This is a genomic window from Pseudooceanicola sp. NS-SX8, from assembly GCF_057380755.1.
Genome location: NZ_CM170819.1, coordinates 3536057 through 3561882, shown reverse-complemented (window position 1 = coordinate 3561882; position 25826 = coordinate 3536057). Strand labels below are relative to the sequence as shown.

Here is a 25826-nt window from a genome sequence, read left to right as displayed (position 1 = left end):
GATGGACGCAAGGAACACCGGCGCGGCGTTCAAGCGCGTCCTGGTCGTGGGGGCGGGCCTGTCCGGTGCCGTGGTCGCGCGGGAACTGGCGGAGGCGGGGCACCACGTCATCGTGCAGGACGAACGCCGCCACGTCGGCGGCAATTGCCACACGGAGGAAGACCCCGGCACCGGCATCATGGTGCATTCCTACGGCCCGCATATCTTCCATACCAGCGACGAGGCGGTCTGGGCCTATGTCACGCGCTTTGCCGAAATGATGCCCTTTCGCCACCGGGTGAAGGCCGTTGCCGGGGGGCAGGTCTATTCCCTGCCGATCAACCTGCACACGATCAACCAGCTGTTCGGGCGCAGCATGTCCCCGCAGGAGGCCCGGCGTTTCGTCCGGGGCCTTTGTGCGCAGGGGGTAGGCGCGCAGGGGGATCCCCCGCAGAGCTTCGAGGATCAGGCGCTCGCCCTTGTCGGGGAGAAGATCTACAGGACCTTCTTTCGCGGCTACACCCGCAAGCAATGGGGGGTCGAACCCTCCGAACTGCCCGCCTCCATCCTGAAGCGCCTGCCGCTGCGGTTCGACTACGACGACGGCTATTTCGATCACTTGCATCAGGCCATTCCCCGGCGCGGCTATACCGAGATGATCTCCGCCATCCTGGAGGCGCCAAGGATCGAGCTGCGCCTTGGCACCGCCTTCGATGGACGCGCGGGGGAGGAGGTCGATCACGTGATCTACACCGGCCCTCTTGATCGCTACTTCGATCGCGACATGGGGGCGCTGCGTTACCGGACGCTTCAGTTCGAGCGGTTCGAGGCAGAGGGGGATGCCCAGGGCACTGCGGTGGTGAACTACTGCGACGAGGAGACGCCCTTCACCCGCATCACCGAACACCGCCACTTCGCCCCCTGGGCAGAGGCGGATGCCGATCGCTCCGTCTGTTTCCGGGAGTACAGCAAGGATGCGGGGCCGGGGGATATCCCCTACTACCCCCTGCGCCTTCTGCACGACAAGCAGCTGCTGTCGCGCTACGTCGCCCGGGCCGAGGCCGAGCAGGGCGTGACATTCGTCGGGCGGCTGGGGACCTATGCCTACCTGGACATGGACAAGGCGATTGCCCGGGCGCTTGAAACCTCCCGTGCGCTGACCACGGCCTGGCAACGCGGGGCGGAGGCACCTTCCTTCGTGCATGCGCCATGAATGCCCCCGGCTACTTTCCCAATGAACCGACCTACCGGGTGCAGGAACTGCTCTTCCCGGCAGAGGGGCATCCGGCCGACCTCTACCTGCGGGCGGACCCTTCTGTCAGGAGGGTGGCCGAGGGGATCCGGGCCCCGGCGGGGGCGCGTCTGGATTTCGGGACGTGGTTCAACAGCTTCTACCTGGGGTTCTGGGCGGAACATGCGCCCTTGCCAGACCTGGCCCTGCGCCTGTCACTGCAGGGGGCGGCACGGGTGCGGGTCGAATGGCAGGAGGGGGCAGAGGTCACCTGCCTGGAGGACCGCAGGCTGGAGGGCGACGGGGAAACCTACGTGCTGCCGCTGCGGCCACAGGGCCGGGCCGGGCGGCTGGCGCTTGTCCTTGACTGCCTGGGCCCCTGCCTGTTGCGGGACGCGCAGTTCGTCACCGGCGGGGAGCCCGGGAGGGTGCGCCTTTCGGTGGGCATCTGCAGCTTCAACCGGGAAGAGCAGCTGTGCCGGACCCTTGCCCGGCTGGCCGAGATCCGGCATGCCCTGCCGGAACTGGGGGAGGTGCTGGTCGTCAACCAGGGCGCGGCCTTCGCCCCCGCCACCCTTGCCCGGGCCCGCAAGGCGCGCGCGCGGGTGATTTCGCAGGGCAACCTGGGCGGCGCGGGCGGCTTTGCCCGGACCATGGCGGAGATGCGGCGCGGCCCCGACAGACCGACCCATCACCTGCTGATGGATGACGACATCACCCTCGACCCCAGGATGCTGCGCCGGCTTGTCGATGCCCTGTCCTATTGCGGGCCGGATCGCGCCCTGGGCGGCGCCATGCTGGAAGCGGAGCGGCCCCGGGTCCTGCATGAGGCCGGGGCGGAGCTGCAGCCGGGCTGGCTGGTCCGGTCGCGGGGCATGGGGCGATCGCTGTCGAGGCCGGCCAACCTGGCGCTCTTCGACGAGGTGCCACCGGTCAGCTACAACGGCTGGTGGTTCTGCGCCTTCCCGGCGGGGCTTGTGCGCCGCCAGGGCCTGCCGATTCCGGTCTTCATCCGGGGCGACGACATCGAATATGGCTGCCGCGCGCGCGAGGCCGGGGTGGAAAGTGTCTCCTTGCCCGGCTGTTCCGTCTGGCACGATGCCTTCGGGGCAAAGGCGCAGCCCTGGCTGACCTACTACGATTACCGCAACCTTCTGATCAACGCCTCGCTGGCGCCGGACGTGGCGCCAGCACCTCGCCCGGTCGAGGTGCTGGGCGCGATCTTCGCCCGCCTTCTGTGCCACCAGTACCGCACCGCAGAGGCGGTGCGCCTGTCCATCTCGGATTACCTAGACGGGCCCCCGGCGTTGGTGGCGCAGCCGGCGGACAGGCGCCATGCGGCTCTGCGTGCGCGCTTTGGCCAGGAGGACGGGGTGCGAAGCCCGCTTTCGCGCCCGCCGCTCTCCGGGCCGGTGCCGCTGCTGCCGGAGGCTCTGCCGAAGGCGGTCTCGCTCTTCGTGCTGCGGTTCATGGCGATCTCTCTGGGTTTCAGGCGCAGGAGTTTCAGAAAGGGGGCGCCGCCAGACCACAGCCTGTCCCTGCAGGAGGTACAGCCTGCGTCGGTCGGGGCTGGGGCCTACCTGCGGCGTGCGGACCCGGCGGGGCAGGACTGCTGGTGGCTTGCGCCGTCGCGCAGTGCGCTTTGGCTGGGCAGCGCGCGCGCGCTCTGGACCTGGGGGCGATACCTCCTGCGCCATCGTGCGGTGGCCCGCACCTGGCGGAACGAACGCGCGGCGCTGACATCCGACGCGGCCTGGGAGGAGAGGTTTCAGGGATGAGGCGGTGTGCCAGACTGTTGCAAGGGGGGCTTTTGCAGAACGGCGGCAAAGTCCGCGCGCCGGCCCTGAAGGTATTCCTCGTATTCGGGGGAGCCGGGCAGGTCGGCCCAGCGACGCGCAAAGCGGCGCAGGGGCCGGGGCAGGCGGCGCAGGGCGGCTTCGCGCCGGGGGATATCGGCCTGCAGGGCGGCGAAGGTCTGTTGCGCGATGTCGCGATAGCCGACCAGCGTCAGGCCCTGGCCGACTGCGGCCTTTTCCAGCGCGCCCCGGATCGCGGCGTGGTCGCCCTGCCGGTAGCCACCGCTGATCGCGGCGATCCCCCCGGGGGCGAGCAGGGGGGCAACCCGGTCGGCGAAGCGATCGAACCCCATGTAGGTGGGCGTGCCCACCCCCGTCACGAGATCGAAGAGCCCGTCGATCCGCGCCCTGGGCGGGATGATGCGGGCCCCGGGCAGATTGCGACGGGCCAGGCGGCGCCCGGCGATGGCGCGTTCCGTCCCACAAAGCGCCGCGCGGGGATGGAGCGCCGAGAGATAGCGCAACCCGCCCCCGGGGCCGCAGCCCAGGTCGAGGATCCGGCGCGGCGCCGGGGTCAGCCCCAGCTCGGCCGGAAAGCTGCTGCCGACGAAGTGGTACATCATCGCGGCGTGGTGTTCCCCCTCCAGCTCGGGCAGGCGCCGGAAGCCCGCGCTCAGCGGCAGGTAGCCACTGTTGAAGAAGTGGTCGTCGCGGGAGGGTCCCAGAAGGTAGGCGTATTCGTAGGACAGCAGATCCAGCAGGTGAAAGGCCAGCGTGCCGGGGGCTGTGGCGCCTTCGCGACGGATCCGCAGGAAATCGGGCATGGTCGGGGCTCCTCCGGCTGGGCGGCCCCTTACTGCGGCGGGGGGCAGTCGTGACAGCATCGCATCCCACGACGCAGCCCGCCAATGCCACCAAGGTGCTTTTCCTGCAGGGGCCGCCCTCCGGCTTTGCCCGCAGGCTGGGGCAGGTGCTGCGGGCGCGGGGCGCCGGGGTTTTGCGGATCAACTTCTGCGCGGGGGACTGGCTTTACTGGCACGGTCCGGGCACGCGGTGCTTCCGGGGGGTACTGCGGGACTGGCCCGCTGCCCTCGACCGGCTGCTGCGGCAGGAGGGGATTACCCATCTGCTCTACTTCGGGGATCGTTTGCCCTATCACGCCGCCGCCCGTTCCGTGGCGGAGCGGCGGGGGGTGCAGGTGATCGCCTATGAATACGGCTACCTGCGGCCGGACTGGATCGTGGCCGAACCCGGCGGGCAGAGCGCCTTTTCACGTCTCACCACCGATCCCGGAAGGCTGCAGGCCGCGGCGCAACATCTGCCGGATCCGGACCTGGAGCCGCGCTTCCGCTTCCCGGGGCGGGCGGAATCGGCGGGGGATGTCATCTACCACCTGGGCAACTTCCTGGCCCGTCCCCTGTTTCCCCGCTACCGCAGCGACAGGCTGCACAATCCCGTGCTGGAATACCTGTCCTACCTGCCGCGTTTCTGGCGCGCGCATCGCGGTGCAGGGCGGGCAGGGGCGCTGCAACAGCAGCTGGCGACGGGGGGCGGGCGCTACTTCCTGGTGGCCTTGCAGATGCAGGGGGATTACCAGATCCGCGCGAATTCGCCCTTTCGCGACCAGCGGCAATTCCTGGAGGAGGTGCTGAAATCCTTCGCCGCCCGGGCCCCGGCGGCGGATCGCCTGGTGGTGAAATTGCATCCCCATGACAACGGGTTGACCCCCTGGCGTCGGTCGATTAGCCGCCTGTCGCGGCGCTTGGGGCTGACCGGCCGGGTGCATCTGCTGGATGGCGGGCGGCTGGAAGACTGGGCGCAGGGGGCGGCGGGCCTGGTCACGGTCAACAGCACCTCGGGGCTGATGGCGCTGACGCGGTCCTGTCCCGTGCTGACCCGGGGGATTGCCATCTACGATCTGCCGGGGGTCACGCACCAGGGCGGGCTGGATACCTTCTGGACCCGGCCCGAGCCGCCCCGCCCCGGGGCCCTGTCGGACCTGCTGCGCGTGCTGGCCGCGCATCTGCATGTGCGGGGCGACTTCTACGGGCGCGAGGGCGTCGAAAATGGGGTGCAGGCGCTGGCGGACAGGATCCTAGCGTCGGGGCCAGCATCGGGACCTGCGGCGGATCTCTTTGATCCGGTGCCGCCCCGGCTGGCGCGGGCCCGTCACATGGGGGTGCCGGTGGATGGATAGGTGGATGGGCAAGGCGGCCCCGTCAGTCCGCCGCATCGCGATCCTGGGGGCAAGCGGCGGGATCGGCGCGGCGCTGGCGCGCGCGCTTTGCGCCCCGGGACGGGAGCTCTGCCTTGCCGCCCGCCGGTCTGCCCCGCTGGAGGCGCTGGCCCGTGACTGCCGGGCGGGGGGCGCATCCGTCAGCTGTGCGCAGGTGGACCTTGCGCTGCCGGGCCAGGCGGAGGCCTGGGTCGAAGAGGTGACGGCGCGGTCGGGGCCGCTGGATCTCCTCATCATCGCCGCCGGGGTTTTCGGCGGGCGGCCTGCCAGGGGGCAGCCGGTGCCGGCGGCGGTAACCCGGCAACTGGTGGAGGTGAACCTGACCGGCACGATCCTGATGCTGGATGCATCAGTTGCGGCCATGAGGGCCAGCGGCGGCCGGATCGTGGTGCTGGGATCGCTGGCGGCGCGCGACCCTCTGCCGGACGCCCCGGGCTACAGCGCGGCGAAAGCGGGGCTGGCCTGCTATGTCCGCGCTCTGCAGGCCGAGCTTGCGGAGGGGCCGCTGCGTTTGCTGCTGGTGGAGCCGGGGCATGTCGAAACGGCACAGACCCGGCAGCATCGTGGCGCCCTGCCGTTTCTGCTGACGCCGGAAGCCGCCGCCCGCCGCATCCTGCGCGCCCTGGCCCGCGACAGAAGGTCGCTGGCCTTTCCCCGGCGGGCCGTCCTGGCGCTGTCCCTGCTCAACCGTTTGCCGCCCGGGATGCGGCGACGGCTGATGCGGGGGCAGCGGTTCTGCGTGGACAACGGCCCCGTTCTGTCTCCGGGAGAGGTATCGGGAGAAGCCCTGGGGAAGGAAGGTGCGCGATGGCCCGGCTGATCCTTCATATCGGAACGCACAAGACCGGCACGACGGCGATCCAGCGATGGCTGGCCACGCAGCCCCGGCTGCTGGCGGCGGCGGGGGTGCACTACGGCGCCACGGACCGCCCGCCCTACCGCTGGATCCACAAGCACAGCAGCCTATACCGGGCGCTGATGGATGGCACCTTCGAGCCGGAATTGCAGGCGATCCTGGCCGATCACGCGGCCTCCGGCCTGCCGAACCTGGTGCTGAGCGAGGAGGGGCTGTCGCAGCCCTGCTTCCCGAAATTCGCGGCAGCGCGGGCCCTTGCGGCCCATTACGATATCACGGTCGTCGCCCTGTTCCGGCGTCAGGACCTGTTCATCGAATCCCACTGGAACCAGCTGTGCAAGCAGGGCATCTGCGGCGTCAGCCTGCCGGAATTCGTCGCAACCGACTGGAATCGCAGGCGGATGGACTATGCGCGCATCCTGGATTTCTGGTCCGGTTTTGCCCGCATCCGGGCCGCCGCCTATCGCCCCGACCTGCCGGGCGGCGCGGTGGCGCAATTCCTGGAGGCGGCAGAGCTGTCGCTTGATCCCGGGGCGCGCCAGACCTCCAACCCCTCTCCGTCGATGAATGTCGCGGCCCTGATGAGCTGGCTCAACGGCCACCGCCTGCCCTGGCTGTCACCCGCCGCTTGCGTGCTCTTCTCTGCCGACCGGCGGCGCCACGGGCTGGGCCGGGTCCTGCGACAGGAGATCCTGCAACGTTCGGAAGACGGCAACCGGCGGTTGGCAGCCCGCTATGGTGTGGAATTTCCGACCGATCTGCCGGCGGAAGAAGCCGCCCCGATCCTGGCGCCGGACCGCGCCGCACTGGCACGCGCATTGCTGCGTCTGCCGCTGCAGCGTGACGTGGCGGCAGCCCTTTTGAGCGAGTCCCGGCTGCTCACACGCAAACGTGAGCCTTGATGATGCCGGGCTCTGGTCAATTCCCGTGCAATCTGGTCTAAGAGGTTGATCAGTGACGGAAGATTGTTTGACGCGTCAAGGAATTTGACCTACCGTCCGCCTGACCTTCTTAATAGAGCACGGACATGCCCAAGAGCCAACCCTATTGGCAGATGCCAACCTTTCTGGAAGATGCCGGTCACCCCGACTACACGGCGATGGACCACGAGGAATACCTCACCTACCGGATCGGCATGCTGTCCGGCGAGTTCAATCGCAACATCTCCAAGTACAACGCCCGTCATTTCGATCTGACGCTGGCCGAGGGTCGGGTTCTGACCCGGCTGGTCGACAGCGAGCCGCTGTCCTACGGCGAGATCTGCGAAAAACTTCTGCTGGACGGTGCCCAGATCAGTCGCGCCGCCGCCTCGCTTGTCGAACGCGGCTACATGCGCAAGGCGACCGACCCGAAGGACGCCCGCCGTGCGATCTTTGAACTGACCGAGGAGGGCGAAACCGTCGGCCGCCGGGTCCTGTTCGTGGGTCGCGCGCGCCAGCAATACCTGCTGGAGAAACTGACCGCCGCGGAACGGCGCTCCCTTTACCGGTCCCTGTCCAAGCTGATGGGCGTGATGGCGGATCTGAATGCCTCCGGCCAGCTTCTGGGTGAGGCAGCGACGGCGGATCGCGATCACTGATCGCCCCCGTCGCGCCCGCGCGCTGCCGCCCCCGCTGATCGCCCGCCCGCAGGCGCCTTTGCGGTGCCGGACCGGCGGGTGAGGAAATTCCCCCTCGTTTCCGGAGCTTCACACGGCTGTTACAGCCTGAGGTCACTTGTCTCCCATCCAATCAAAGGGGGACGACATGCTCTTTCGTGTGACCACTCTGACCTCCCTGCTGGCGCTTTCCGCCGGCATGGCGAGCGCGGAAATGAACTTCAACCGGATCGCCAGCTTCCCGACGGTGCTGAACATGGCCGAGGGCGAGGATACGTCGCGGACGACCTCGTCCGAGATCATCTATGCTACCGACGATGGCATGACGCTTGCGTATACCGACAGTCCGCTGGGTGTCCTGGGCCTGATCGACATCACCGATCCGGCCAATCCGCAGCCCCTGGGCAACATCGAACTGGGTGGCGAGCCGACCTCTGTCGGGATCATCGGCAAGACGGCCTACGTGGGCGTGAACACCTCTGAAAGCTACACCGCGCCGTCGGGCAAGCTGGTGGTGATCGACATTCCGAGCAAGGAAATCACCGGGGAATGCGACCTGGGCGGCCAGCCCGACAGCGTTGCGGTGGCCAGGGACGGCAGCTTCGTCGCCGTGGCGATCGAGAACGAGCGGGACGAGGACCTGGGCGATGGCCGCGTGGGCCAGATGCCTGCCGGTGACCTGGTACTGGTCGATGCGGGCGACTGCGCGTCGCTGAAGCATGTGGATGTCACCGGCCTGTCCGACATTGCCCCCGAAGATCCCGAACCCGAATTCGTGGACATCAACGGCCTGGGCGAGGTCGTGATGACCATGCAGGAGAACAACTGGCTGGTCATCGTCGACCGCAACGGCGAGATCGTGAACAGCTTCTCCGCCGGGGCCGTCGACCTGGAAGGCATTGATACCGAAGAAGAAGGTGCGCTGCACTTCACCGACAGCCAGCCGGGCCGGGTGCGCGAACCCGACGCCGTGGGCTGGATCGACGATGATCACTTCGCCATCGCCAACGAAGGTGACATGGATGGCGGCTCGCGCGGGTGGACCATCTTCAACAAGGATGGTTCCGTCACCTACGAGAGCGGCACCTCCTTCGAATATGCCGTGATCGAGACCGGGCACTACCCGGAGAAGCGCTCCGGCAACAAGGGGGTCGAGCCCGAGTCCATCGAAGTGGGCACCTTCGGCGGCACGCCCATGGTCTTCGTGGGCGCCGAGCGTGCCTCCATCGTGGGGGTCTACGACGTGACCGATCCCGCCGCGCCGGTGCTGAAACAGCTGCTGCCCTCGGGCATCGGGCCGGAAGGCTACGTGGCCATTCCGAGCCGCAACCTGCTGATTTCGGCCAATGAAGAGGACCTGATCGAGGATGGTGGCGTGCGGTCGCACGTGATGATCTTCGAGTATCAGGAGGCCCCGGCGAGCTATCCGATGCTGACCTCTGCCGGTCTGGAAGAAGATGGAAAACCAGTGGGTTGGGGTGCGATTTCGGGCATGGTCGCGGGCGAGGACGGCTTCGTCTACGCGGTGAACGACAGCTTCTACGCCATGCAGCCGACGATCTTCAGGATCGACACCTCTGCCACCCCGGCGAAGATCGTGGAGGCGATCCGCGTGACCCGCGCGGGCCAGCCGGCGCAGAAGCTGGACATGGAAGGCATCACCACCGATGGCGAGGGCGGTTTCTGGGTCGCCTCCGAAGGGCGCACCGACCGTGTGATCCCCCATGCGATCTACCACGTCGAGGCCGATGGCAACATCGACGAGGAGATCGGCCTGCCCGCGGAACTGATGGCGGTGGAGAAGCGCTTTGGCTTCGAAGGCATCACCAAGGTCGGCGACACCCTGTGGATGGCGGTGCAGCGCGAATGGGGCGATGACGAGAAAAACACCGTGAAACTGGTGGCTTACAACCTCGACACCGAAGAATGGGGCGCCGTGTCCTACCCCAAGGCCGCGCCCGATACCGGTTGGGTCGGGCTGTCGGAGATCGTGGCCCATGGGGACTACTTCTACGTCGTGGAACGTGACAACCAGATCGGTGAAGCGGCCGTGACCAAGAAGATCTACCGCATCCCTGCCGCGGAAATGACCCCTGTGCCCCTGGGTGAGGAACTGCCGGTGGTGAGCAAGGAAGAGGTCCGCGACCTGATCCCCGACCTGCTGTCCACCGGCGGCTATGTCGTTGATAAGGTGGAAGGCCTGGCCATTGCCGAAGACGGCACGGCCTGGGTGTCCACCGACAACGACGGCGTCGACGACAGCTCTGGCGAGACGCTGTTCTGGACCATCGGCAAGCTCTGACCGCCGCAGTTAACGAGACCTGAAGAACGCGCCCGGTCCGCCGGGCGCGTTTTTTCATGCCGTTGAAAAGGCCGGGAAAAAACGTCGGTATTACGTCGGTATCCTGTCGGTATCGCGACGGTGGAAAATGCGCGGGCCCGGGCGCCGAAGGGCGGCGCGCGCGGTGGGGTAGGGAGTTGAGAAGGAAGGGGTTTGGGGGAGGTGGGGGTTTGGGACGGTGGGGTGTGGGGAGGAAGGGGAGAGGGGGCTTTGCCCCCCGGCGCGCGTGCCGCGCGCCTCCCCCCAGGATATTTGGAGGCCAGAAAATGGGTGGGGCGGGGCGCTTCTTGAGGCGGGGCGCGTTGTGAGGCTGGGGCGCCTTTTGGGGCGGGGCCGCCATGGGGGCTGAGCCGCCGCGTGGGTCGGGCGCCTGTTGGGACGGGGCGCCACCTATGGGGGGGCGCGGGGCGTCAGCCGGGGGTGATGCGGGAGAGGATGCCGGTCACGTCGCAGCCCGCCATGGCACCGGTGATGCGGCCGGCCTCTCCGGCCAGGCGGGTGGCGGTGAAGGCATCGGAAACCACGGCGGGGGCGTGGCGGATCAGCAGGGAGGCCTGCAGGAGCAGTGCCAGGCGTTCGGCGAACCAGCGGGCCTCTGCCTCTGGCGGCAGGGCGGGCCAGCGGGCGAGATGGGCGGCCAGCGCCGCGTCATAGCGCGGGTCGCTGCCCGTCGCCGCCGTCAGTTCGGCGCGCAGGGTGTCGGCGGCCAGCGGCTCCTTCGCGAGGGTGCGCAGGATGTCGAGGCAGATCACGTTGCCCGAGCCTTCCCAGATGCCGTTCAGCGGCGCCTCGCGGTAGAGCAGGGGCAGGGGGGTGTCCTCGACATAGCCCATGCCGCCCAGGGCCTCCATCGCCTCGTAGGTGACAAGGGGGGCGCGCTTGTTGTTGTGGAACTTGGCCAGCGCCACGGCGATGCGGGCGAAGGCGCGGTCTTCGGGCGTGGTGCCGTCAAAGGCGCGGGCGGTGCGCAGGCCCAGGGCAAGGGCCGCTTCGACATCGAGGGCGAGGTCGGCCAGCACGGCGCGCATCAGCGGCTGGTCGATCAGGCGGCGTTGGAAGGCGGCGCGGTGGGCGGCCCAGTGATGGGCTTCGACCAGGGCCGCGCGCATCAGGCCTGCGGGTGCCATGGCGGTGTCGAGCCGGGTGTGGTGCACCATCTCGATGATCGTGCGCACGCCGCGCCCCTCGTCGCCGATGCGGTGGGCGAGGGTGCCCTGGTACTCGATTTCCGAGGAGGCGTTGGAGCGGTTGCCGAGCTTGTCCTTCAGCCGCTGGATCAGCAGCGGGTTGCGCGCGCCGTCGAGCCAGCGGGGCACGAGGAAGCAGGTGAGCCCGTCGGGGGCCTGGGCCAGGGTCAGGAAGCCGTCGGACATCGGCGCGGAGCAGAACCACTTGTGCCCGGTCAGCCGGTAGTGGGCGCCGTCGCGGGTGGCGGTGGTGGCATTGGCGCGCACGTCCGATCCGCCCTGTTTCTCGGTCATGGCCATGCCGAGGGTGGCGCCGCGTTTGGCCGTGACGGGGGCGATGGCGGGGTCGTAGGCGCGGGAGGTCAGTTTCGGCTGCCAGACCGCCGCCAGATCGGGGGCTGCGGCCAGGGCGGGGGTGGCGGCATAGGTCATCGTCAGCGGGCAGCAATGCCCGGGTTCCACCTGGGAGGCGAGGTAGACCATGGCGGCATGGGTGACGTGCCCGCCGGGCGCGCCTTCCCAGGCGACGGCGGAATAGCCAGCGGCCACGCTGGTTTCCAAGAAGCGGTGATAGGCCGGGTGGAAGCGCACCTCGTCCAGCCGCCGCCCGGCGCGGTCGAAGAGGTGCAGCTGCGGGCTCTGTTCATTGGCGTCGCGGGCGGTCTCTCTCATCTCCGTGGTGCCCAGGGCGGCGCCGTAGGGGGCGAGTGTCGCGGGCTGGCCGCCTTCGCGGGAGATGGCCTGTTGCAGGGCGGGGTCGCTGGTCCAGAGATCCCGGTCGCCCTGCGCGGGCGGCTGGTTGGTGACCTCATGCGTGGCGAGGTGATCGCGGGCGGGCAGGTCTGTCATTGTGGTCTCCTCCTGCGGGGAGCCTAGACCCGGGGCGGGGTGGGGCAAAGCGTGCCGTTGCGACGCGCCCCGTCAGAGGCCCGTCAGAGGCCCGGCGGCTTCCGCGAAGGAAGCGCGCGGGAGGCGCGTGGTGATGGCCGGCTCAGCCCAGGCGGATCGGGTTCGACCAGGCGCGCTTGCCGGCGGCGTCGATCACCGTGACGCGGACCCAGTCGTGGCCCTTGAAGCGGGACAGGGGCAGTTCGGCGCGGGAGAGGGAGTGGCCGTGCACCGCGGTGGTGGCCGATCCCTTGCCCTGCAGGATGACGGAGGCCACGGCGGTACTTTCGACCACCACCCGGCCCCCTTCGAGGCGGATGTCGCGCAGTTCCGGCCCCTGGGTGGCGTAGAAGGCGCCGTCCTTCAGTGCGGCGAGCAGGGCTTCGGGCGTGTTCTCTTCCGCCCGGACCATGACCCAGCCGCCGAAATGGTCGGGTTCGGTGAAATGGGCGTCATCGGTGGCGATGAGGGTCAGGTCGCACCCCTCGGCCAGCAGCAGGTCGGCGATGGCCGCACCGTCGGGGCGGTCGCAGCCCATGGCGCAGCCGTGGTTGTAGATCTCCACCGCATGGGCGGCGGTGATGGAACGGGCGTCGTCAAGCGTCAGGGCGGACCACTGCGGATGGGCGATGGCGACGAAGGCCCCTGCGGCCAGGGCGCGGGCGGCGATCTCCGCCCCGCTTTCCTGGCCCTCGACGGGGGAGAAATGCGGCGTGTGGGAGGGGGTGAAATCCTCCGGCAGGCCGACGGCGAGGATGTGCCACAGCTCTCCGTTGGCCATGGCGCCGGAATGCAGCTCGGCGCCCAGGATGGTGGTGAAGCTGTTGGAGCGGAAGGGTTTCGTATCGGCGATCGGGTAGCCGAAGAGGCCGATGAAGTGATCCGTGAGGGCGATGAAGTCATAGCCTTCGGCCTGGTAGCGGCGGCAGACCTCTGCGGGGGCGAGCGCGCCGTCGGAGAGGGTCGAATGGGTGTGCAGGTTGCCGCGCCAGAAACGGCCGGGGCGGGTGAAGGCGGGAAGGGTCATCGCGAGGCTCCGGTAAGGTGCCGCCCGTCCTAGGGCGCGGAGGTGATGCTTTCATGACAGGGTTGATTTCGGCAAGGGGCGCGCGCAGAACGGGGGCATGGACGTGGCGCAACGACTGTCGCACGCCCTGGCGGCCGGGCGCTGGCCGGAGGCGGAGGAGATCCTGGGCCGGCTGGCTGCGGGGGGGCATCCGTCGGTCTTCTACAATCTTGGCCGGGTGAAGATGGAGCTGGGCAAATGGGCCGAGGCCCGCGACTGGCTGATGCGCTGCGTGGCGGCCGCGCCGGGCCATGCCCACGGCTGGTTCGAGCTGGGCCGGACGGCGCTGGAGCTGTCGGAGCTGGACCGCGCGCGGGAGGCTTTCCTGCGGGCGGTGGCGCTGGATCCTTCGGATGCGGATGCGCGGGTCAACCTGGCGCGGATCTGCCTGGCCCAGGGGCATTACGCCCCGGTGCGCGAGGCGCTGGCGCCCCTGGCCGGGCAATCGGCGGAGGTGGACGCGATGCGCTACCGCGCGGCGGCGGAACTGGGCCTGCCCGAGGCCGGGGCGGAGCGCGAGGCGCTCTGGTCGCGCAAGGGGGGCCGCGCAGAGGCGCTGAAGGCGCTGACGCGGGTGTCGAAGGGGCAGTTGCGGCTGGATTTGTGAGGGCGCCGGGGCGTAGAGCAGGCCTTCGCCGCGCGCTGCATCAGCGGCAGAAATGCGCATGAGGCGGACTTCGCAAAGTCATGGCCTGTTCACGACAGTGGCCGTTCTATTTCCGTGGCAGGCCAACAAAGCCCGCGATTTTCAGACGTTGCATGATCACGAGCGCAACCAGGGGCAGCACGACCCCGGCGAGTGTTCCCAGGATGACAAAGACCGCAGGCGACGAAATGCCAAGGCCCGACATGATGATGCGGGTGCCCGCCGCGGCCAGGATATGCATCACGTAGATCGCGATTACGTTCTGCCCGACATAGGACAGCCAGTCCGCTGCCCCTTCTAGAACCTGAGACAGAACGAGGATCATGCCGATCCCCGCGATCGTCACCGGCAGCATGAGCAGGGAATAATAGCGACCGACCGGCATTCCCATGGACAAGGCGAGAAGGACACCTCCGGCCCAGATGGCCAGGCAGCCCAGGCCAATCAGCGCGCGCGGCCCCGCCGCAAACCGAGGCGGCTGCCAGAGGACGCCAGCCACATAGAAGACAAAGAAATAGAGGATCTGAAACAGGATCCATCCGTCCATGTCCTGCGCCAGCGGAGACAGCAGCAGCATCACCGCCGAAACCGCGAGCATCGGCCAGCCCGGACGCCAGACCGAAACGATGGCGACATAGATCATCAGCACATAGAAGAACCAGAAGGGCGAGATCGGGAAGATCGGGATCAGCAGCACGTCTGCCCATCCCTTGTTGCCATTGGTGCTGCCCGCCAGCACCACCTGTACAACCCCCTGCAGCACGGAAAACACCAGGTAGGGCAGCACGATGGAGCGGGCACGGCGGGCAAAGAACCCCGGCTTCTCGCGCGAGCTGCGCACGTTCATCCCGCTCAGGAAGAAGAACAGGGGCATGTGGAACGTGTAGATCGCGAAGTCGATCTGGCGCCAGATCGGATCCTCCAGGATATGAGCGGTGAGCAGCCCCCGTACGACATGCCCGTAGACCACCAGGGTGATGCCGATCGCCTTGGCAATGTCGAGCCAGACGATACGACCGCCTTTCACGGCGCCTGCGGTTCTTTCCCGGGCCTCTGGCATCTGCGGTTGTGTACTCATATGCCTACCCATGTAATTTCTTGGAAGTATATGTTGTAAAATGCATTTTCAGGCTGATGCGCCCTTGCCCCGAGCCGCCTGTCGACGGATTGCCGTTGGTTGCAGCAAGATCAGTCTAAAAGGCAGCCATACTGCTGCGATAGCTGTCTGCTTGCGTACGGGCAACGCTTTTGTGCCCTAAGGTTCCGTTCAACAGAGCTTTGGCAAAGGGATATGCCGCACAATTTCGCAAACCTCTGCATGGCTGCCCTCGACGGTGCGGAGGATGTCGCGCAACTGCGCCGACGGCTGCTTCTGGACACTGGCCGCGGCAGCGGTTCTTCCCGTCAGCCAGCCGCCCCGCTAGCCCCTGAACCGCTTCCGATAGACCCCCGTCTGCGCGCCGAGCGCTTCCTGCATCTCGCGGTTGGCAGCCACCTGGGCGTCGGTCATCGTGGTCACCTCCAGCTCCGTCGCGGCGCGGGGGAGGGGGATGACCTGGGCCACGGGGGTGCCGGCGGGCAGGGTGCCGGTGAAATCCGCGTCACGCCAGAGCGCGGGGAAATGCACGTAGCCGTCGCGGAAGAGGTCGCAATCCACCACGCCGGAAAGGGTGCGGAAGGGCAGCTCTTCGCGGTTCATCGGGTGGGTGAAGAGGAGGGACCAGCCCGGCGGCGCTTCCAGCGTCCAGAAGTTCATGAACTTCAGCACCGAGTTCACCGCAAGTTTCCACGGTGCGCCGGTGGCCTGTTCGGGGACATGCACGCCGATGGGCGCGCGGGAGATCAGGGTGTCGGGCAGGGCGGGCGGATCCCAGTCCCAGCTGACGCTGCCCCGGTCGAAATGCAGGTCGCAGGCCAGCGGGATCATCACGCCGAGGGATAGCGCGTCGAGGAAGGGCGGGCAGTGCTTGATGGTGCGGACCGTGGCGCCTTCGAGGACCTCCGACGGGGCCTCTGACGGCATGTCGCGCAGCCAGTCGGGCAGGGCGCGGCGTGCCGCCTGCGGTTTCGGCAGCAGCGGTTCCAGGGCCGGGTGGCAGCGGGCGGTGATCTGTGGGGCCAGGGGCAAGGGCATGGGCAAGGGTTACTCCCCCTTGCCCTCGCGCCGCAACAGGAAGGTATGGGCCAGCGTGCCCAGTACGGTGATGGCGATGATGATCGTGCCCACGGCGTTGATCACCGGCGGGTGGCCGTTGGGGTTGCGGCCCATGGCGCCGATTTCGGTCGCCAGGGTGCAGGAGCCGCCCTTGGCGAACATCGTGGTGTTGTAGTTTTCCATCGAGGCCATGAGCGCGATGACGGCGGCGGAGATGAGGGCCGGTGCCAGGTAGGGCAGGGTGAGGCGGCGGAAGACGCGCCAGGGCGTCGCGCCGAGGTCGAGGGCGGCCTCTTCCAGTTCCACCGGCTGGCGTTGCAGGCGGGCCATGAGGATCAGCATCGGGTAGCCGGCAATGAACGTCGTCTGGGCCATGATGATGGTGAAGAGGCCCGCGTTGACGCCGAGGCGGCCCCAGAAGACCAGTGCCGAGAGGCCCAGCACCACGCCGGGCGCCAGCATGGGCGAGAGCAGCACCCACCAGAGCACGCCGTTTGCCTTCGACCGCCAGCGGGTCAGCAGCACCGCGCCGGCAAGGCCCAGGACGAGCGAGAGCGGCACGACGATGGTCGCGACCTTGAGCGAATTGCCCAGGCAGCCGACGAAGCGGTCACGGTCCAGCGCGCGCAGTACCGGGTCGGCGCGCAGCGCTTCATCCGGCATCCAGAAGAAGGCGTACCACTTGCCCGTCAGCCCGTGCCATTCGGTGACCGAAGGCGGCGAGGTGTTGTTGAAGGACGACAGCACCATCAGCAGCAGCGGGCCGAACATGAAGACCAGGAAGGCCCAGGTGTAGAGGGTCAGGAGGCGGTTGGAGGTCATGTCCGGGCTCCGGTCTCGGGTCCGGCGGGGGCCGGGATGGTCGTCTGGGGGAGGGCGCGGCGGTGGAGGGCGTGGCTGTGGACTGGGCCCGCGTTCAGCGTGTTGGAGGCGGGAGCGCAGGGAAATTGAGTGCTGCCGCGGAAGCGTCGTGCCCGGCGGGAACCGCCGGGCAGCCCCCGACCTCCCCCCAGGGAGGGGGCTACCGCCCCCACCCCAGGTCGGGGGCTGCCCTCTGTTCTGAAGCGAGAGCGGGGTAGTACGTGCTGACGGCCCATCACTGCACCCTCGCGAAGTCTTTCAGCCGCGTCCGCATGGCCCACATGAAGAGCGCCACAAGCAGGAAGCAGATGATCGTGTAGCCAAAGCTGTAGGCGGCGCCGACGTTGGAATTCTCGCTCTCGAAGAACTTGTTGTAGATCGTCTGGGAGAACCATTCCGCCTGCAGCCCGCGCGAGATGATGCGCGGCACTGAAAACGCCCCGGCGGAGAGCATGAAGGTGGCGATGCAGCCCACGGCGATGCCGGGCTTGGAATGCGGGATGATCACCCTGCGGTGCACGCGGATGGCGGAGGCGCCCAGGTCCTTTGCCGCCTCGATCTGGTTGCGGTCCAGCGTCGACATGACGTTGAACATCGGAAAGACCATGAAGAGCACGTAGGTGTAGACGATCACCAGGAAGATGGTGCCCGGGAAGCGCTTGAACGGGATCGGGTCGGAGATCAGCCCCGCCCAGCCGAGCAGCGAGTTGATGAGCCCCTGGTTGTCGATGATCGTGGTCCAGGCATAGACCCGCATCAGTTCGACGATGGTGTAGGGGATGATCAGCCCCAGGAAGAGCCACATCGCCTGGCGCGGCGGAGAGGCCAGCGCGACCTTGTAGGCGATGGGATAGCACAGCACCAGCGCCAGGGCGGTGGCCATGACGGCGAAGGCGATGGTACGCGTCAGGGTGACGAGGCCGATCCGTTCATAGACCTGGCCGTCGATTTCGAAGCGCAGGTGCACCAGGTTCAGCAGCCGGTTGGAGAGCAGGCGGTCGTCTTCGGCCTTTGCCTCGGCCGACATGGGGATCAGGCGGGGCGCGGCGAGGGTTTCGAAGTTCGACAGCGAGTAGGGGAAGGCCTGGGCCTCTTGCTGCAGCAGGCTGGCCTGCAGGGCGGCGGCCTTTTCGCGGATCTCCTGCGCGGCGGTGATCTGGTCCTTCACCGGCAGGCTGTCATCGACGGAGAGGGCGGGCAGCCCGTAGAGCGTATCGAGGTATTCCGCCTGGGCGCCCGCATCGCGGACCAGCCGGGCATGGGTGTTGGCGCGGTCGCATTGCAGGATGTAGGGACGCGCGGTTTCCGCGCCTGCCGTCCCGGTGGCTGCCGGCGCCGTGCCGCCGATGGAGGGGATCGCCATGCCGCCGTTCGAGGCCCCCGCAGAGGTCCCTGCCGAGGGCGCGGAGATCGAGGGGATGGCCATGCCACCGTTGGAGGAGGCCCCCGCCGAAGGGGTGGAGATCGAAGGGATGGCCATGCCGCCGTTTGCGCCGCCCGAGGCGCCGGATGCGGGGGCTGCTGCGGCGGCCAGGTGGTTTTCCAGCAGGGACACGCAGGTGCCCGCATCGCGGGCCACCTGGCGCGCGATGGAACTGTCGAGCTGGCGCGCGGGGGGCGTTACCGCGCGTTCCAGCATGGTGAGCTGTGGCAGGATGATCAGCAGGAGGCCCCAGACCGCCGCCGCCCCGAAGAAGAGCGCCGTCAGCCAGACCCCGTATCCGCGAATGAGGCTTCTCATTGTGCCGCGAGCTCCTGCCCGGTGCGGGCCAGGGGGCCTTCGGGCAGCACGAGGGCGGAGCTGGCGGAGAAGCCCAGGGTGCAGCGATCCGGCACGGCGCCGGACCCGGTGCCCATGTTGGTCTGATGCACGGCCAGATGCAGCCCGGCGTCGGTGGTGAATTCGTAGCTGATGAACGCCCCTTCGAGGTCGCGCCGGCGCAGGGTCGCTTCGACCATGTTGTCCTGCGTGCCGAAGTCCACCTGTTCGGGCCGCACGAAGAGATAGGCGGCATCCCCGGGCGCCAGCCCGCGCGGGTTGCGCGCGATCATCTGCCCCGCCGCCGTGTCGATCCGGGCCATGCTGCCATCGGTGGAGGCGATGCGGCCGGGCAGGGTGTTGACCTCGCCCACGAAGGAGGCGGCGAAGGCGGAGGCGGGTTCGGAATAGATCTCGTCCCCGGTGCCGACCTGTTCGATGACGCCCGCGTTCATCACCGCGATGCGGTCGGACATGGTCAGCGCCTCGCCCTGGTCGTGGGTGATGTAGATGAAGGTGACGCCGGTCTTCTGCTGGATCTCGCGCAGTTCGGCGCGCATGTGCTGGCGCAGCTTCAGGTCCAGCGCCGAGAGGGGTTCATCCAGCAGCAGCACGGCCGGTTCCACCGCCAGCGCCCGGGCGATGGCGACCCGCTGGCGCTGCCCGCCGGAGAGTTCGGAGGGCAGCTTCTCCCCCTGGTCGCCAAGCGCGACCAGCTCCAGCAGCTCTTGCGCGCGCTGGCGCCGCGCGCGTTTGGAAACGCCCCGCGCCTCCAGCCCGAAGGCCACGTTTTCCCAGACAGGCATCAGCGGGAAGAGCGCGAGGTTCTGGAAGATCAGCGCGGTGGGGCGGGCATTGGGGCCGATGCCCTTCATGTCCCGGCCGCCGATCAGCACCTTGCCATGCGAGGGATCGACGAAGCCCGAGACGGCGCGCAGGATCGTGGTCTTGCCGCAGCCGGAGGGGCCGAGAATGGAAAAGAACTCGCCCGCACGGATGTGCAGGTCGGTCGGTTGCACGGCGGTGAACCCGTTGGGGTAGGTCACCTGCATCGCGTCGAGGTGCACGTCCTGTCCGCGCATGGTGCTGTCGGTCATCTCTGGTCCCCGTAGTCGCCTGGTCTTGCGTTTCGGGCCTGTTGACCGGCCCTGCTTTCATTCGACGGCCTCAAATACTCCCGCCGGAGGCGTCCGACGGATCCGTCCGGGCCGCGAACGGAAAAGGGGCGCACCGCTGACGGCACGCCCCCTGCGCCTGATCAGGCGTTGGTGATGATTTCCACCATCTCGTTCACGACGGGGGCGTAGAACGGGGTGTCGGACTGCCACCACCACATGTTGCCCAGCACTTCCGGCGTGTAGACTTCGTTGAACTGCGCCTTGAATTCCTCCGAGGCGTAGTCGGCCGCGCCGGTGACGGCGGAGTTGTAGCCGGTGTTGTTGGCGAACATGCCGCCGACTTCGGGCTTCAGCATGAAGTTGATGAACTCGATCGCCTGTTCCTGGTTCTCTGCGCCGCGCAGCATGCCGAAGCTGTCGAGCCAGGTGATGATGCCTTCCTTGGGCGCGCGGTAGACGTAGTTGCTGTCTTCGCGGTTCAGCAGCAGGCCGGTGGTGTCCCAGGTCTGGCCGATGACGCAGCCGGCATCCTTGAAGGCGGCGGTTGCCTCGGTCCCGTTGTTCCAGAAGGCGCCGAAGTGGTCCTTGTTGGCGACCATGAATTCGACGATGGAGCCGAAGATGCGGCGCGCGTCCTCTTCGGACTTGTAGACGTCGAGCATGCGGTTGCTCTCGATCTCGCCGGCGGCCGTCAGGTAGAGGCCGACGCCGATCAGGGCGGATTTCTGGCGGAAGGCGGCCTTGCCGCCCATGGTGCCTTCGCCGAAGAGATCACCGTAGGACAGGTCGGCATCGGCGATCGGCAGGGCGCCGCGGTTCAGGGTGATGCCCTCGGTGCCCCAGTCGAAGGGCAGGACGACTTGGGCGCCGTTCTGCACGCCGCCGAGCGCACCGCTGTCCCGCAGGAAGGCCGGGATGATGGCGCCGGCGTTCACCGCATCGGGGATCGGCTGGAAGTAATGCTCGCCATCGTCGTCGTAGTAGTTGGAGACGTTGGTGATGGAGGGGAAGACCACGTCGAAGCCCTTGCCGCCATTGGCGCGCACGGTGCTTTCGGCCTCGTCGTTGGACCCGAAGGTGGTCAGGTCGAGCGTGATGCCGGTCTCGGCCTCGAACTTCTCGGCGATATTGGGCTGGATGTAGTCCTGCCAGGCGAAGACCTTGACGGAGCCGGAGGAGGCCAGCGCGTCGGAGGCACGCAGGACGGCGGGAGCGGCAACGGCGCCAGCGGTCAGCTGCAGCGCGGTACGGCGGGTGATGGTCATGTAAATCCCCTGTTGTGATCTGAATTCCACGATCCGGGCGCTTGGCGGCCCGTGTGGACGATGTCGCCGCAGTAGTCCCGCAGTGACACCGCCTGATGACGGAAATGTAACGCGCTCATGAAAGCCGTTACTTGATCGACCGGTCAATAAAGAATTTCCCGAGGGTCGCAGAGTGGGGAAGTTCCGCTGGGTCACCTGCGGCGGGCCGTGCCGCACGGCCCGAAGGATGCGCGCCCGGCGCGCCGCGTGGTGACTTGTGCCGGTGGCTGATGCCGGTGATGGTTGCCGGTGTCCGTTCAGGTGGTGCCGAAGCTTTTTCCCTTGGGCGCCCGCGGGCCCGGACCTGGGGTGTACCAGGCCCGCATGAGGACATATGGGGGGCTCCGAGGGGCGCACCTGGGGGCGCCGCGGGGGGCGATGCCTGAAATCCGTGCAGTTCCGTGGACAGGGCGGGGCGGGTCCGCTGACGGCTGCGGATCTCTTGCCTGAGTGAACTCGTCGGATTGACAATCCTGATCAGATCAGTCAACTTTTACCCGTCCAGCCATGCCGCCCTGCGGCAAAGCCGAATCTGATCGAACGAGGACCCCAGATGCCGCGCGACTGGACCAGCACCGAAATGCCCAGGAAGAGACGCTCCGAAGAGAGTGACCTTTACCGGCCGGTCGAGCTTCTCGCGAAGCTCTTCGAGGGGCCGGAGGGCGGGGGCTTCGGGCTGGAACATGTGATGGAGCGGATGGAATGGAAGGAAACGACGCGATGATGTCCGAGAAAATTGACCGGGAAACGGCGCTGCCCGCCATCCCCCAGCACTCCGCCCAGGAACTGACCCAGGGTGGGGCCACGGCACATATCGTGCTGAATGACCAGGTCTACACCCTGCGGATCACCCGCGCGGGCAAGCTGATCCTGACGAAGTGAGACCCTGAAGAGCCGGGGCGGCAGGGCTGCCTGCGACCGGCCTTCGGGGCGCGTGCCTGCGCCACGCTGCGCCAGACGCCCGGTTCCGTCATGTCCCTTCGGGGTGTGACGGGCCGGGCGTTTGTCCTATGTGGAGGGTGCAAAGAAGAAAGGCCTCTCCCATGTCCCGTATCCTGCTCATCGGCGCCACCGGCGGCGTCGGTCACCGTCTTGCCCCCCTGCTGGTTGCCGCCGGCCATCAGGTGACCGGGCTGCATCGCGCCCCCGAACAGGCTGCAGCCCTGCAGGCGCAGGGGGTGACCCCGGTCGCCGGCGACCTGATGGAGATGGGCGCGGCGGAGATGACGGATGCGGCGGCGGGCCACGATGTCATCGTCTTTTCCGCAGGGGCTGCGGGCAGCGGGCTGGACCGCACCACTGAAATCGACGGGCGCGGCCCGGAGAAGATGATCGCGGCGGCGCGGGCCAACGGGATTTCCCGGGTCTACCTCGTCTCCGCCATGCCGGAAGCCGGCCGCGAGCGGGAGCCGAACCCGCGGTTCGAGCATTACATGCGGGTGAAGAAGGAGGCGGATGCGGCGCTGGCGGCCTCCGGCCTCGACTGGGTGATCCTGCGCCCCGGCACCCTGCTGCACGAGGAGGGCGATGATGCGGTGTCCCTGTCGCGGGCGCTGGTCTACGGCGCGGTCCGGCGCGGCAACGTGGCGGCGGTCCTGGCCCGGCTGATCGACACGCCGGAGATCCGGCAGGAGATCCTGGAGCTGACCGATGGCGAAACGCCGGTTGCCGAGGCGGTCGCCGCCTGCCGCAGGGCCTAGGCAAGCCGCCCCCTGTTACCCGCCAAGCCGGTGCGGGGGGCATTCCCGGCCCGATGGGAATGCGGAACGCGGCCCTGCAGCTTGGCGGACGTTCGGGATGAGAGCGTGCAGGCTCTGTCATGCAAGCTGCGGCTGCCACCAGCGCGTCCCGCCCCTCCCATTTTTTGGCCAAAAATATCCTGGGGGGAGTCTCCGGAACGGAGACGGGGGGCAAGGCCCCCCTCTGCCCTTCGGATCAGTGGATCCGTCGGATCAGCAGGCCCCCCGGATCAATGCCCCCCCGATCAATGCGACAGCCGGGCCGTGGCGCGGGCGATGACCAGTTCCTCGTTGGTGGGGATGACCAGCACCCGCACCCGGGACAATTCGGTCGAGATCAGGGTTTCGCCGGTGTCGTTGCGGCGCTCGTCGACCTCCACCCCCAGCCAGTGCATGCCGCGGCAGACCCGGGCGCGGATTTCGGCGGCGTGTTCGCCGATGCCGCCGGTGAAGATCAGCGCGTCCAGCCCTTCGAGCGCGGCGGCCAGCCCGCCCAACTCGCGGCGGATGCGGAAGCAGAAGTAGTCGATCGCTTCGCGTGCGTGCGGATTGTTCGAGGCCAGCAGGGTGCGCATGTCCGATCCGATGCCCGACATCCCCTTCAGCCCGCTTTCGGTATAGAGCAGGTCCGAGATCTGCTGCGGCGTCATGGCTTCCTGATCCATGAGGTACAAAAGCACGCCCGGGTCGAGCTGGCCGGAGCGGGTGCCCATGGGCAGCCCGTCCAGCGCCGAGAACCCCATGGAGGAGGCGACCGAGCGTCCCGCGACCATGCCGCACATCGAGGCGCCGTTGCCCAGGTGGGCCACGACCACGCGGCCGGCGTGGAGCGAGGGCGCCATCTGTTTCAGCTGGCCCGAGATGTAGTCGTAGCTCAGCCCGTGGAAGCCGTAGCGGCGCACGCCCTTCTCGTAATATTTCCGCGGCAGGGCGAAGGTGTCGTTCACGAAGGGGTGGTGGCGGTGGAAGGCCGTGTCGAAGCAGGCCACCTGATGCGCCTGCGGGAAGGCTTCCTTCGCGGCGTCGATACCCGCGAGGTTGTGCGGCTGGTGCAGCGGCGCGAAGGGGATCAGCGTTTCGAGGTAGGAGAGCGCGTGGTCGTTCAGCACCACGGGTTCGGCATAGTTGCGCCCGCCGTGGACGATGCGGTGGCCGCAGCCGATGATGTCGGCGTTGGGGAAGGCGTCGTGCAGCGGGGTGAGTGCGGCATGCAGCGCGCCCTTGTGGGTGGCGCCCTGGGCCTGGGGCAGGACCTCATCCGCGATGACGGCGCCGCCGGCCTTCTTCAGGTGCAGCTCCGCCGCGCCGCCGATGCGTTCGATGAGGCCGGTGGCCAGGGCCATGGGTTCCGGCTCGGCGGTGAAGAGGCCGAATTTCAGCGAGGAGGAGCCCGCGTTGAGGACGAGGAGGTGGCGGTCGGTCATGCCGTTTTTCCCGTGCTCTTTCCGGTGATGCGGGCGTCGTGGAGGGCGGCCACGGCGCAGGAGGCCAGGCGCGACATGTCGTCATCGGCGCGGGAGTTGAGGATGATCGGCACCCGCGCGCCCAGCACCAGCCCCGCGCCTTCGGCGTGGGAGATATAGGTCAGCTGCTTCGCCACCATGTTGCCCGCGTCGAGGTTCGGCACCACCAGGATCTCGGCCCGGCCGGCGACGGGGGAATTGATGCCCTTGGTCCGCGCGGCACCGATGTCGACGGCATTGTCCATGGCCAGCGGCCCGTCGACCAGCCCGCCGGTGATCTGGCCCCGGTCGGCCATCTTCGACAGGAGTGCGGCGTCGAGAGAGGAGGGGATGTCGGGGTTCACCGTTTCCACGGCGGAGAGGACGCCGACCTTCGGCTGTTCGATCCCCAGCGACAGCGCCAGGTCGATGGCGTTCTGGCAGATGTCCATCTTGGTCTTCAGATCCGGCGCAATGTTGATCGCGGCATCGGTCACGAGCAGGGGATGTGCCAGCCCGGGCACGTCCATGACGAAGATATGGGTGAAGCGGCGCCCGGCGCGCAGGCCCGTGGCCTTGTCCAGGGCGGGTCGCAGCAGGTCGTCGGTGTGCAGGTGGCCCTTCATCAGCGCCTGTGCCCGGCCTTCGTTGACCAGCGCGACGGAGCGCAGGGCGGCGGCGCGGTGATCGGGGATGTCGATGACCTCTATCCCGTCCAGCGACTGCTCCAGCTCTGCGGCGGTGGCGGCGATCTTCGCGGCATTGCCCACCAGGATCGGTTCGATCAGCGTGTGCTGTCGCGCCAGCAGGGCGCCGCCGAGGGAACGGGGTTCCTCGGGGCAGACCACGGCGGTGCTGAGAGCCGGCAGGGGTTCGGCCAGTTCCAGCAACCGTTCGAAATGGCGGTGGCGCTGGACGATCAGCCCGGGGATGTCCTGCGCATTGCGGTGGATCTTCACCCGGGGGGCATAGACGCAGGCCTCCCCCGAGAGGATCAGCGTGTCATCGGAGGGGCGGCGGATTTCGGTCGCAAGGGTCACGCAGCGGGTTTCGGGGTGCTTGGCGGTGACGGTCACGCGGGAGGTGAGCTCCTCCCCCGCGTGGGCGCGGGCGTGGAACTCGAACGTCTGGGAGCGGTAGAGCGTGCCCGCCCCGGGGAGGATGTTGCCCAGCACGGCGGAGACCATGGAGCCCACGAACATGCCCGGGGCCACGGCCTCATGTTCGCCGTCGCCATCGCCGTCGCGGTCATAGAGGTGCATCGGGTTGTGGTTGCCGGAGACATTGGCGAAGGCCAGCAGGTCATCCTGGGTGCAAAGGCGCTTGAGCTCCGCCGTGTCGCCGATGGCAAGCTCGTCGAAGGTCTTGTTCTCTATCCGCATGGGGCCTCCTGTTGCCGCTGCCGGCACAGTTGCAGAATTTCGTGGCCTGACCGTGACATGGATCAGGTCGCGCCGAAAAGTGCCGGGGGCCGTGGCGGTGCGTCCGGTCGCAGCATTCTGCCGGGTATGGTGTGTTTGGCGGCGCTGGGGGCGCTGCCCCCGCCGGCTGCGCCGGCCCCCCCGGGATATTTGAAGCCTGAAAATGGGAGGGGCGTGGTACGGGCTGGGCAAGGCATGCGTTTG

The 25826-nt window shown here is 68.1% G+C and carries 22 protein-coding genes; 11 read left to right on the top strand and 11 right to left on the bottom strand.

Annotated elements, in window-relative coordinates; genetic code table 11:
• Nucleotide 1 precedes the first annotated feature (1 nt).
• Together AC2IR1_RS16340 and AC2IR1_RS16335 are read left to right on the top strand one after the other, a co-directional pair.
• Nucleotides 2–1192 carry a UDP-galactopyranose/dTDP-fucopyranose mutase family protein gene (locus AC2IR1_RS16340; protein ID WP_486473032.1) on the top strand — a complete coding sequence of 397 codons (1191 nt, stop codon included), beginning with the start codon at nucleotides 2–4 and terminating at the stop codon, nucleotides 1190–1192.
• Complete coding sequence (locus AC2IR1_RS16335; protein ID WP_486473031.1) at nucleotides 1189–2988, top strand: glycosyltransferase; 1800 nt, start codon at nucleotides 1189–1191, stop codon at nucleotides 2986–2988. Before AC2IR1_RS16340 ends, AC2IR1_RS16335 begins: the two co-directional genes overlap by 4 nt.
• On the opposite strand, the gene AC2IR1_RS16330 is transcribed toward AC2IR1_RS16335, so the two are convergent.
• Entirely contained in the window at nucleotides 2979–3830 is an 852-nt protein-coding gene (locus AC2IR1_RS16330) for a class I SAM-dependent methyltransferase (RefSeq protein ID WP_486473030.1), read from the bottom strand. The genes AC2IR1_RS16335 and AC2IR1_RS16330 overlap by 10 nt on opposite strands.
• 50 nt (nucleotides 3831–3880) lie before the next feature.
• Between AC2IR1_RS16330 and AC2IR1_RS16325 the strand changes: the two genes are divergently transcribed.
• The 5 genes from AC2IR1_RS16325 to AC2IR1_RS16305 all read left to right on the top strand — a co-directional run bounded on the left by AC2IR1_RS16325 (nucleotide 3881) and on the right by AC2IR1_RS16305 (nucleotide 9997).
• Entirely contained in the window at nucleotides 3881–5203 is a 1323-nt protein-coding gene (locus AC2IR1_RS16325) for a capsule biosynthesis protein (protein WP_486473029.1), read from the top strand.
• Nucleotides 5204–5207: 4 nt separating this feature from the next.
• Entirely contained in the window at nucleotides 5208–6062 is an 855-nt protein-coding gene (locus tag AC2IR1_RS16320) for an SDR family NAD(P)-dependent oxidoreductase (protein WP_486473028.1), read from the top strand.
• A complete protein-coding gene (locus AC2IR1_RS16315; RefSeq protein WP_486473027.1) occupies nucleotides 6050–7000 on the top strand; it encodes a hypothetical protein in 951 nt (316 codons plus the stop codon). Before AC2IR1_RS16320 ends, AC2IR1_RS16315 begins: the two co-directional genes overlap by 13 nt.
• Nucleotides 7001–7125: 125 nt before the next feature.
• Nucleotides 7126–7677: a MarR family winged helix-turn-helix transcriptional regulator gene (locus AC2IR1_RS16310; protein WP_486473026.1), complete on the top strand. Its 552-nt coding sequence runs from the start codon at nucleotides 7126–7128 to the stop codon at nucleotides 7675–7677.
• A gap of 166 nt (nucleotides 7678–7843) precedes the next feature.
• Nucleotides 7844–9997: an esterase-like activity of phytase family protein gene (locus tag AC2IR1_RS16305; protein WP_486473025.1), complete on the top strand. Its 2154-nt coding sequence runs from the start codon at nucleotides 7844–7846 to the stop codon at nucleotides 9995–9997.
• 449 nt (nucleotides 9998–10446) lie between these two features.
• On the opposite strand, the gene AC2IR1_RS16300 is transcribed toward AC2IR1_RS16305, so the two are convergent.
• Nucleotides 10447–12072 carry an acyl-CoA dehydrogenase family protein gene (locus AC2IR1_RS16300; RefSeq protein ID WP_486473024.1) on the bottom strand — a complete coding sequence of 542 codons (1626 nt, stop codon included), beginning with the start codon at nucleotides 12070–12072 and terminating at the stop codon, nucleotides 10447–10449.
• A 142-nt stretch (nucleotides 12073–12214) separates the two neighbouring features.
• Nucleotides 12215–13138 carry a CehA/McbA family metallohydrolase gene (locus AC2IR1_RS16295; RefSeq protein WP_486473023.1) on the bottom strand — a complete coding sequence of 308 codons (924 nt, stop codon included), beginning with the start codon at nucleotides 13136–13138 and terminating at the stop codon, nucleotides 12215–12217.
• A 97-nt stretch (nucleotides 13139–13235) separates the two neighbouring features.
• Between AC2IR1_RS16295 and AC2IR1_RS16290 the strand changes: the two genes are divergently transcribed.
• Nucleotides 13236–13784: a tetratricopeptide repeat protein gene (locus AC2IR1_RS16290; RefSeq protein ID WP_486473022.1), complete on the top strand. Its 549-nt coding sequence runs from the start codon at nucleotides 13236–13238 to the stop codon at nucleotides 13782–13784.
• A 106-nt stretch (nucleotides 13785–13890) separates the two neighbouring features.
• Here the strand turns inward: AC2IR1_RS16290 and AC2IR1_RS16285 are convergent, their stop codons facing one another.
• From AC2IR1_RS16285 to AC2IR1_RS16260, 6 genes are all read right to left on the bottom strand, one after another.
• Nucleotides 13891–14901 carry an acyltransferase family protein gene (locus tag AC2IR1_RS16285; RefSeq protein ID WP_486473021.1) on the bottom strand — a complete coding sequence of 337 codons (1011 nt, stop codon included), beginning with the start codon at nucleotides 14899–14901 and terminating at the stop codon, nucleotides 13891–13893.
• Between the two features lie 342 nt (nucleotides 14902–15243).
• The gene (locus AC2IR1_RS16280; RefSeq protein WP_486473020.1) at nucleotides 15244–15957 is read right to left on the bottom strand and encodes a hypothetical protein; all 714 of its coding nucleotides are present in this window, start codon (nucleotides 15955–15957) and stop codon (nucleotides 15244–15246) included.
• A 9-nt stretch (nucleotides 15958–15966) separates the two neighbouring features.
• A complete protein-coding gene (locus tag AC2IR1_RS16275) occupies nucleotides 15967–16800 on the bottom strand; it encodes an ABC transporter permease (RefSeq protein ID WP_486473019.1) in 834 nt (277 codons plus the stop codon).
• Between the two features lie 274 nt (nucleotides 16801–17074).
• Nucleotides 17075–18580, bottom strand: coding sequence for an ABC transporter permease (locus AC2IR1_RS16270; protein ID WP_486473018.1), 1506 nt, complete (start codon nucleotides 18578–18580; stop codon nucleotides 17075–17077).
• Nucleotides 18577–19650, bottom strand: a complete 1074-nt coding sequence (locus AC2IR1_RS16265; protein ID WP_486476429.1) for an ABC transporter ATP-binding protein — start codon at nucleotides 19648–19650, stop codon at nucleotides 18577–18579. The genes AC2IR1_RS16270 and AC2IR1_RS16265 overlap by 4 nt, the downstream gene beginning before the upstream one ends.
• 206 nt (nucleotides 19651–19856) lie before the next feature.
• Entirely contained in the window at nucleotides 19857–20981 is a 1125-nt protein-coding gene (locus AC2IR1_RS16260) for an extracellular solute-binding protein (protein ID WP_486473017.1), read from the bottom strand.
• A gap of 592 nt (nucleotides 20982–21573) precedes the next feature.
• Between AC2IR1_RS16260 and AC2IR1_RS16255 the strand changes: the two genes are divergently transcribed.
• The 3 genes from AC2IR1_RS16255 (at nucleotide 21574) to AC2IR1_RS16245 (ending at nucleotide 22720) form a co-directional block, all read left to right on the top strand.
• Entirely contained in the window at nucleotides 21574–21744 is a 171-nt protein-coding gene (locus AC2IR1_RS16255; protein WP_486473016.1) for a hypothetical protein, read from the top strand.
• Complete coding sequence (hemP, locus tag AC2IR1_RS16250; protein ID WP_486473015.1) at nucleotides 21741–21902, top strand: hemin uptake protein HemP; 162 nt, start codon at nucleotides 21741–21743, stop codon at nucleotides 21900–21902. Before AC2IR1_RS16255 ends, hemP begins: the two co-directional genes overlap by 4 nt.
• 161 nt (nucleotides 21903–22063) lie before the next feature.
• Nucleotides 22064–22720, top strand: coding sequence for an SDR family oxidoreductase (locus AC2IR1_RS16245; protein ID WP_486473014.1), 657 nt, complete (start codon nucleotides 22064–22066; stop codon nucleotides 22718–22720).
• Nucleotides 22721–23004: 284 nt separating this feature from the next.
• Here AC2IR1_RS16245 and AC2IR1_RS16240 read toward each other — a convergent pair whose 3' ends face one another.
• Together AC2IR1_RS16240 and AC2IR1_RS16235 are read right to left on the bottom strand one after the other, a co-directional pair.
• On the bottom strand, nucleotides 23005–24183 hold the full coding sequence (locus AC2IR1_RS16240; RefSeq protein WP_486473013.1) for an acetate/propionate family kinase: 1179 nt from the start codon (nucleotides 24181–24183) through the stop codon (nucleotides 23005–23007).
• A complete protein-coding gene (locus AC2IR1_RS16235) occupies nucleotides 24180–25583 on the bottom strand; it encodes a bifunctional enoyl-CoA hydratase/phosphate acetyltransferase (RefSeq protein WP_486473012.1) in 1404 nt (467 codons plus the stop codon). Before AC2IR1_RS16235 ends, AC2IR1_RS16240 begins: the two co-directional genes overlap by 4 nt.
• Between the last annotated feature and the right edge of the window lie 243 nt (nucleotides 25584–25826).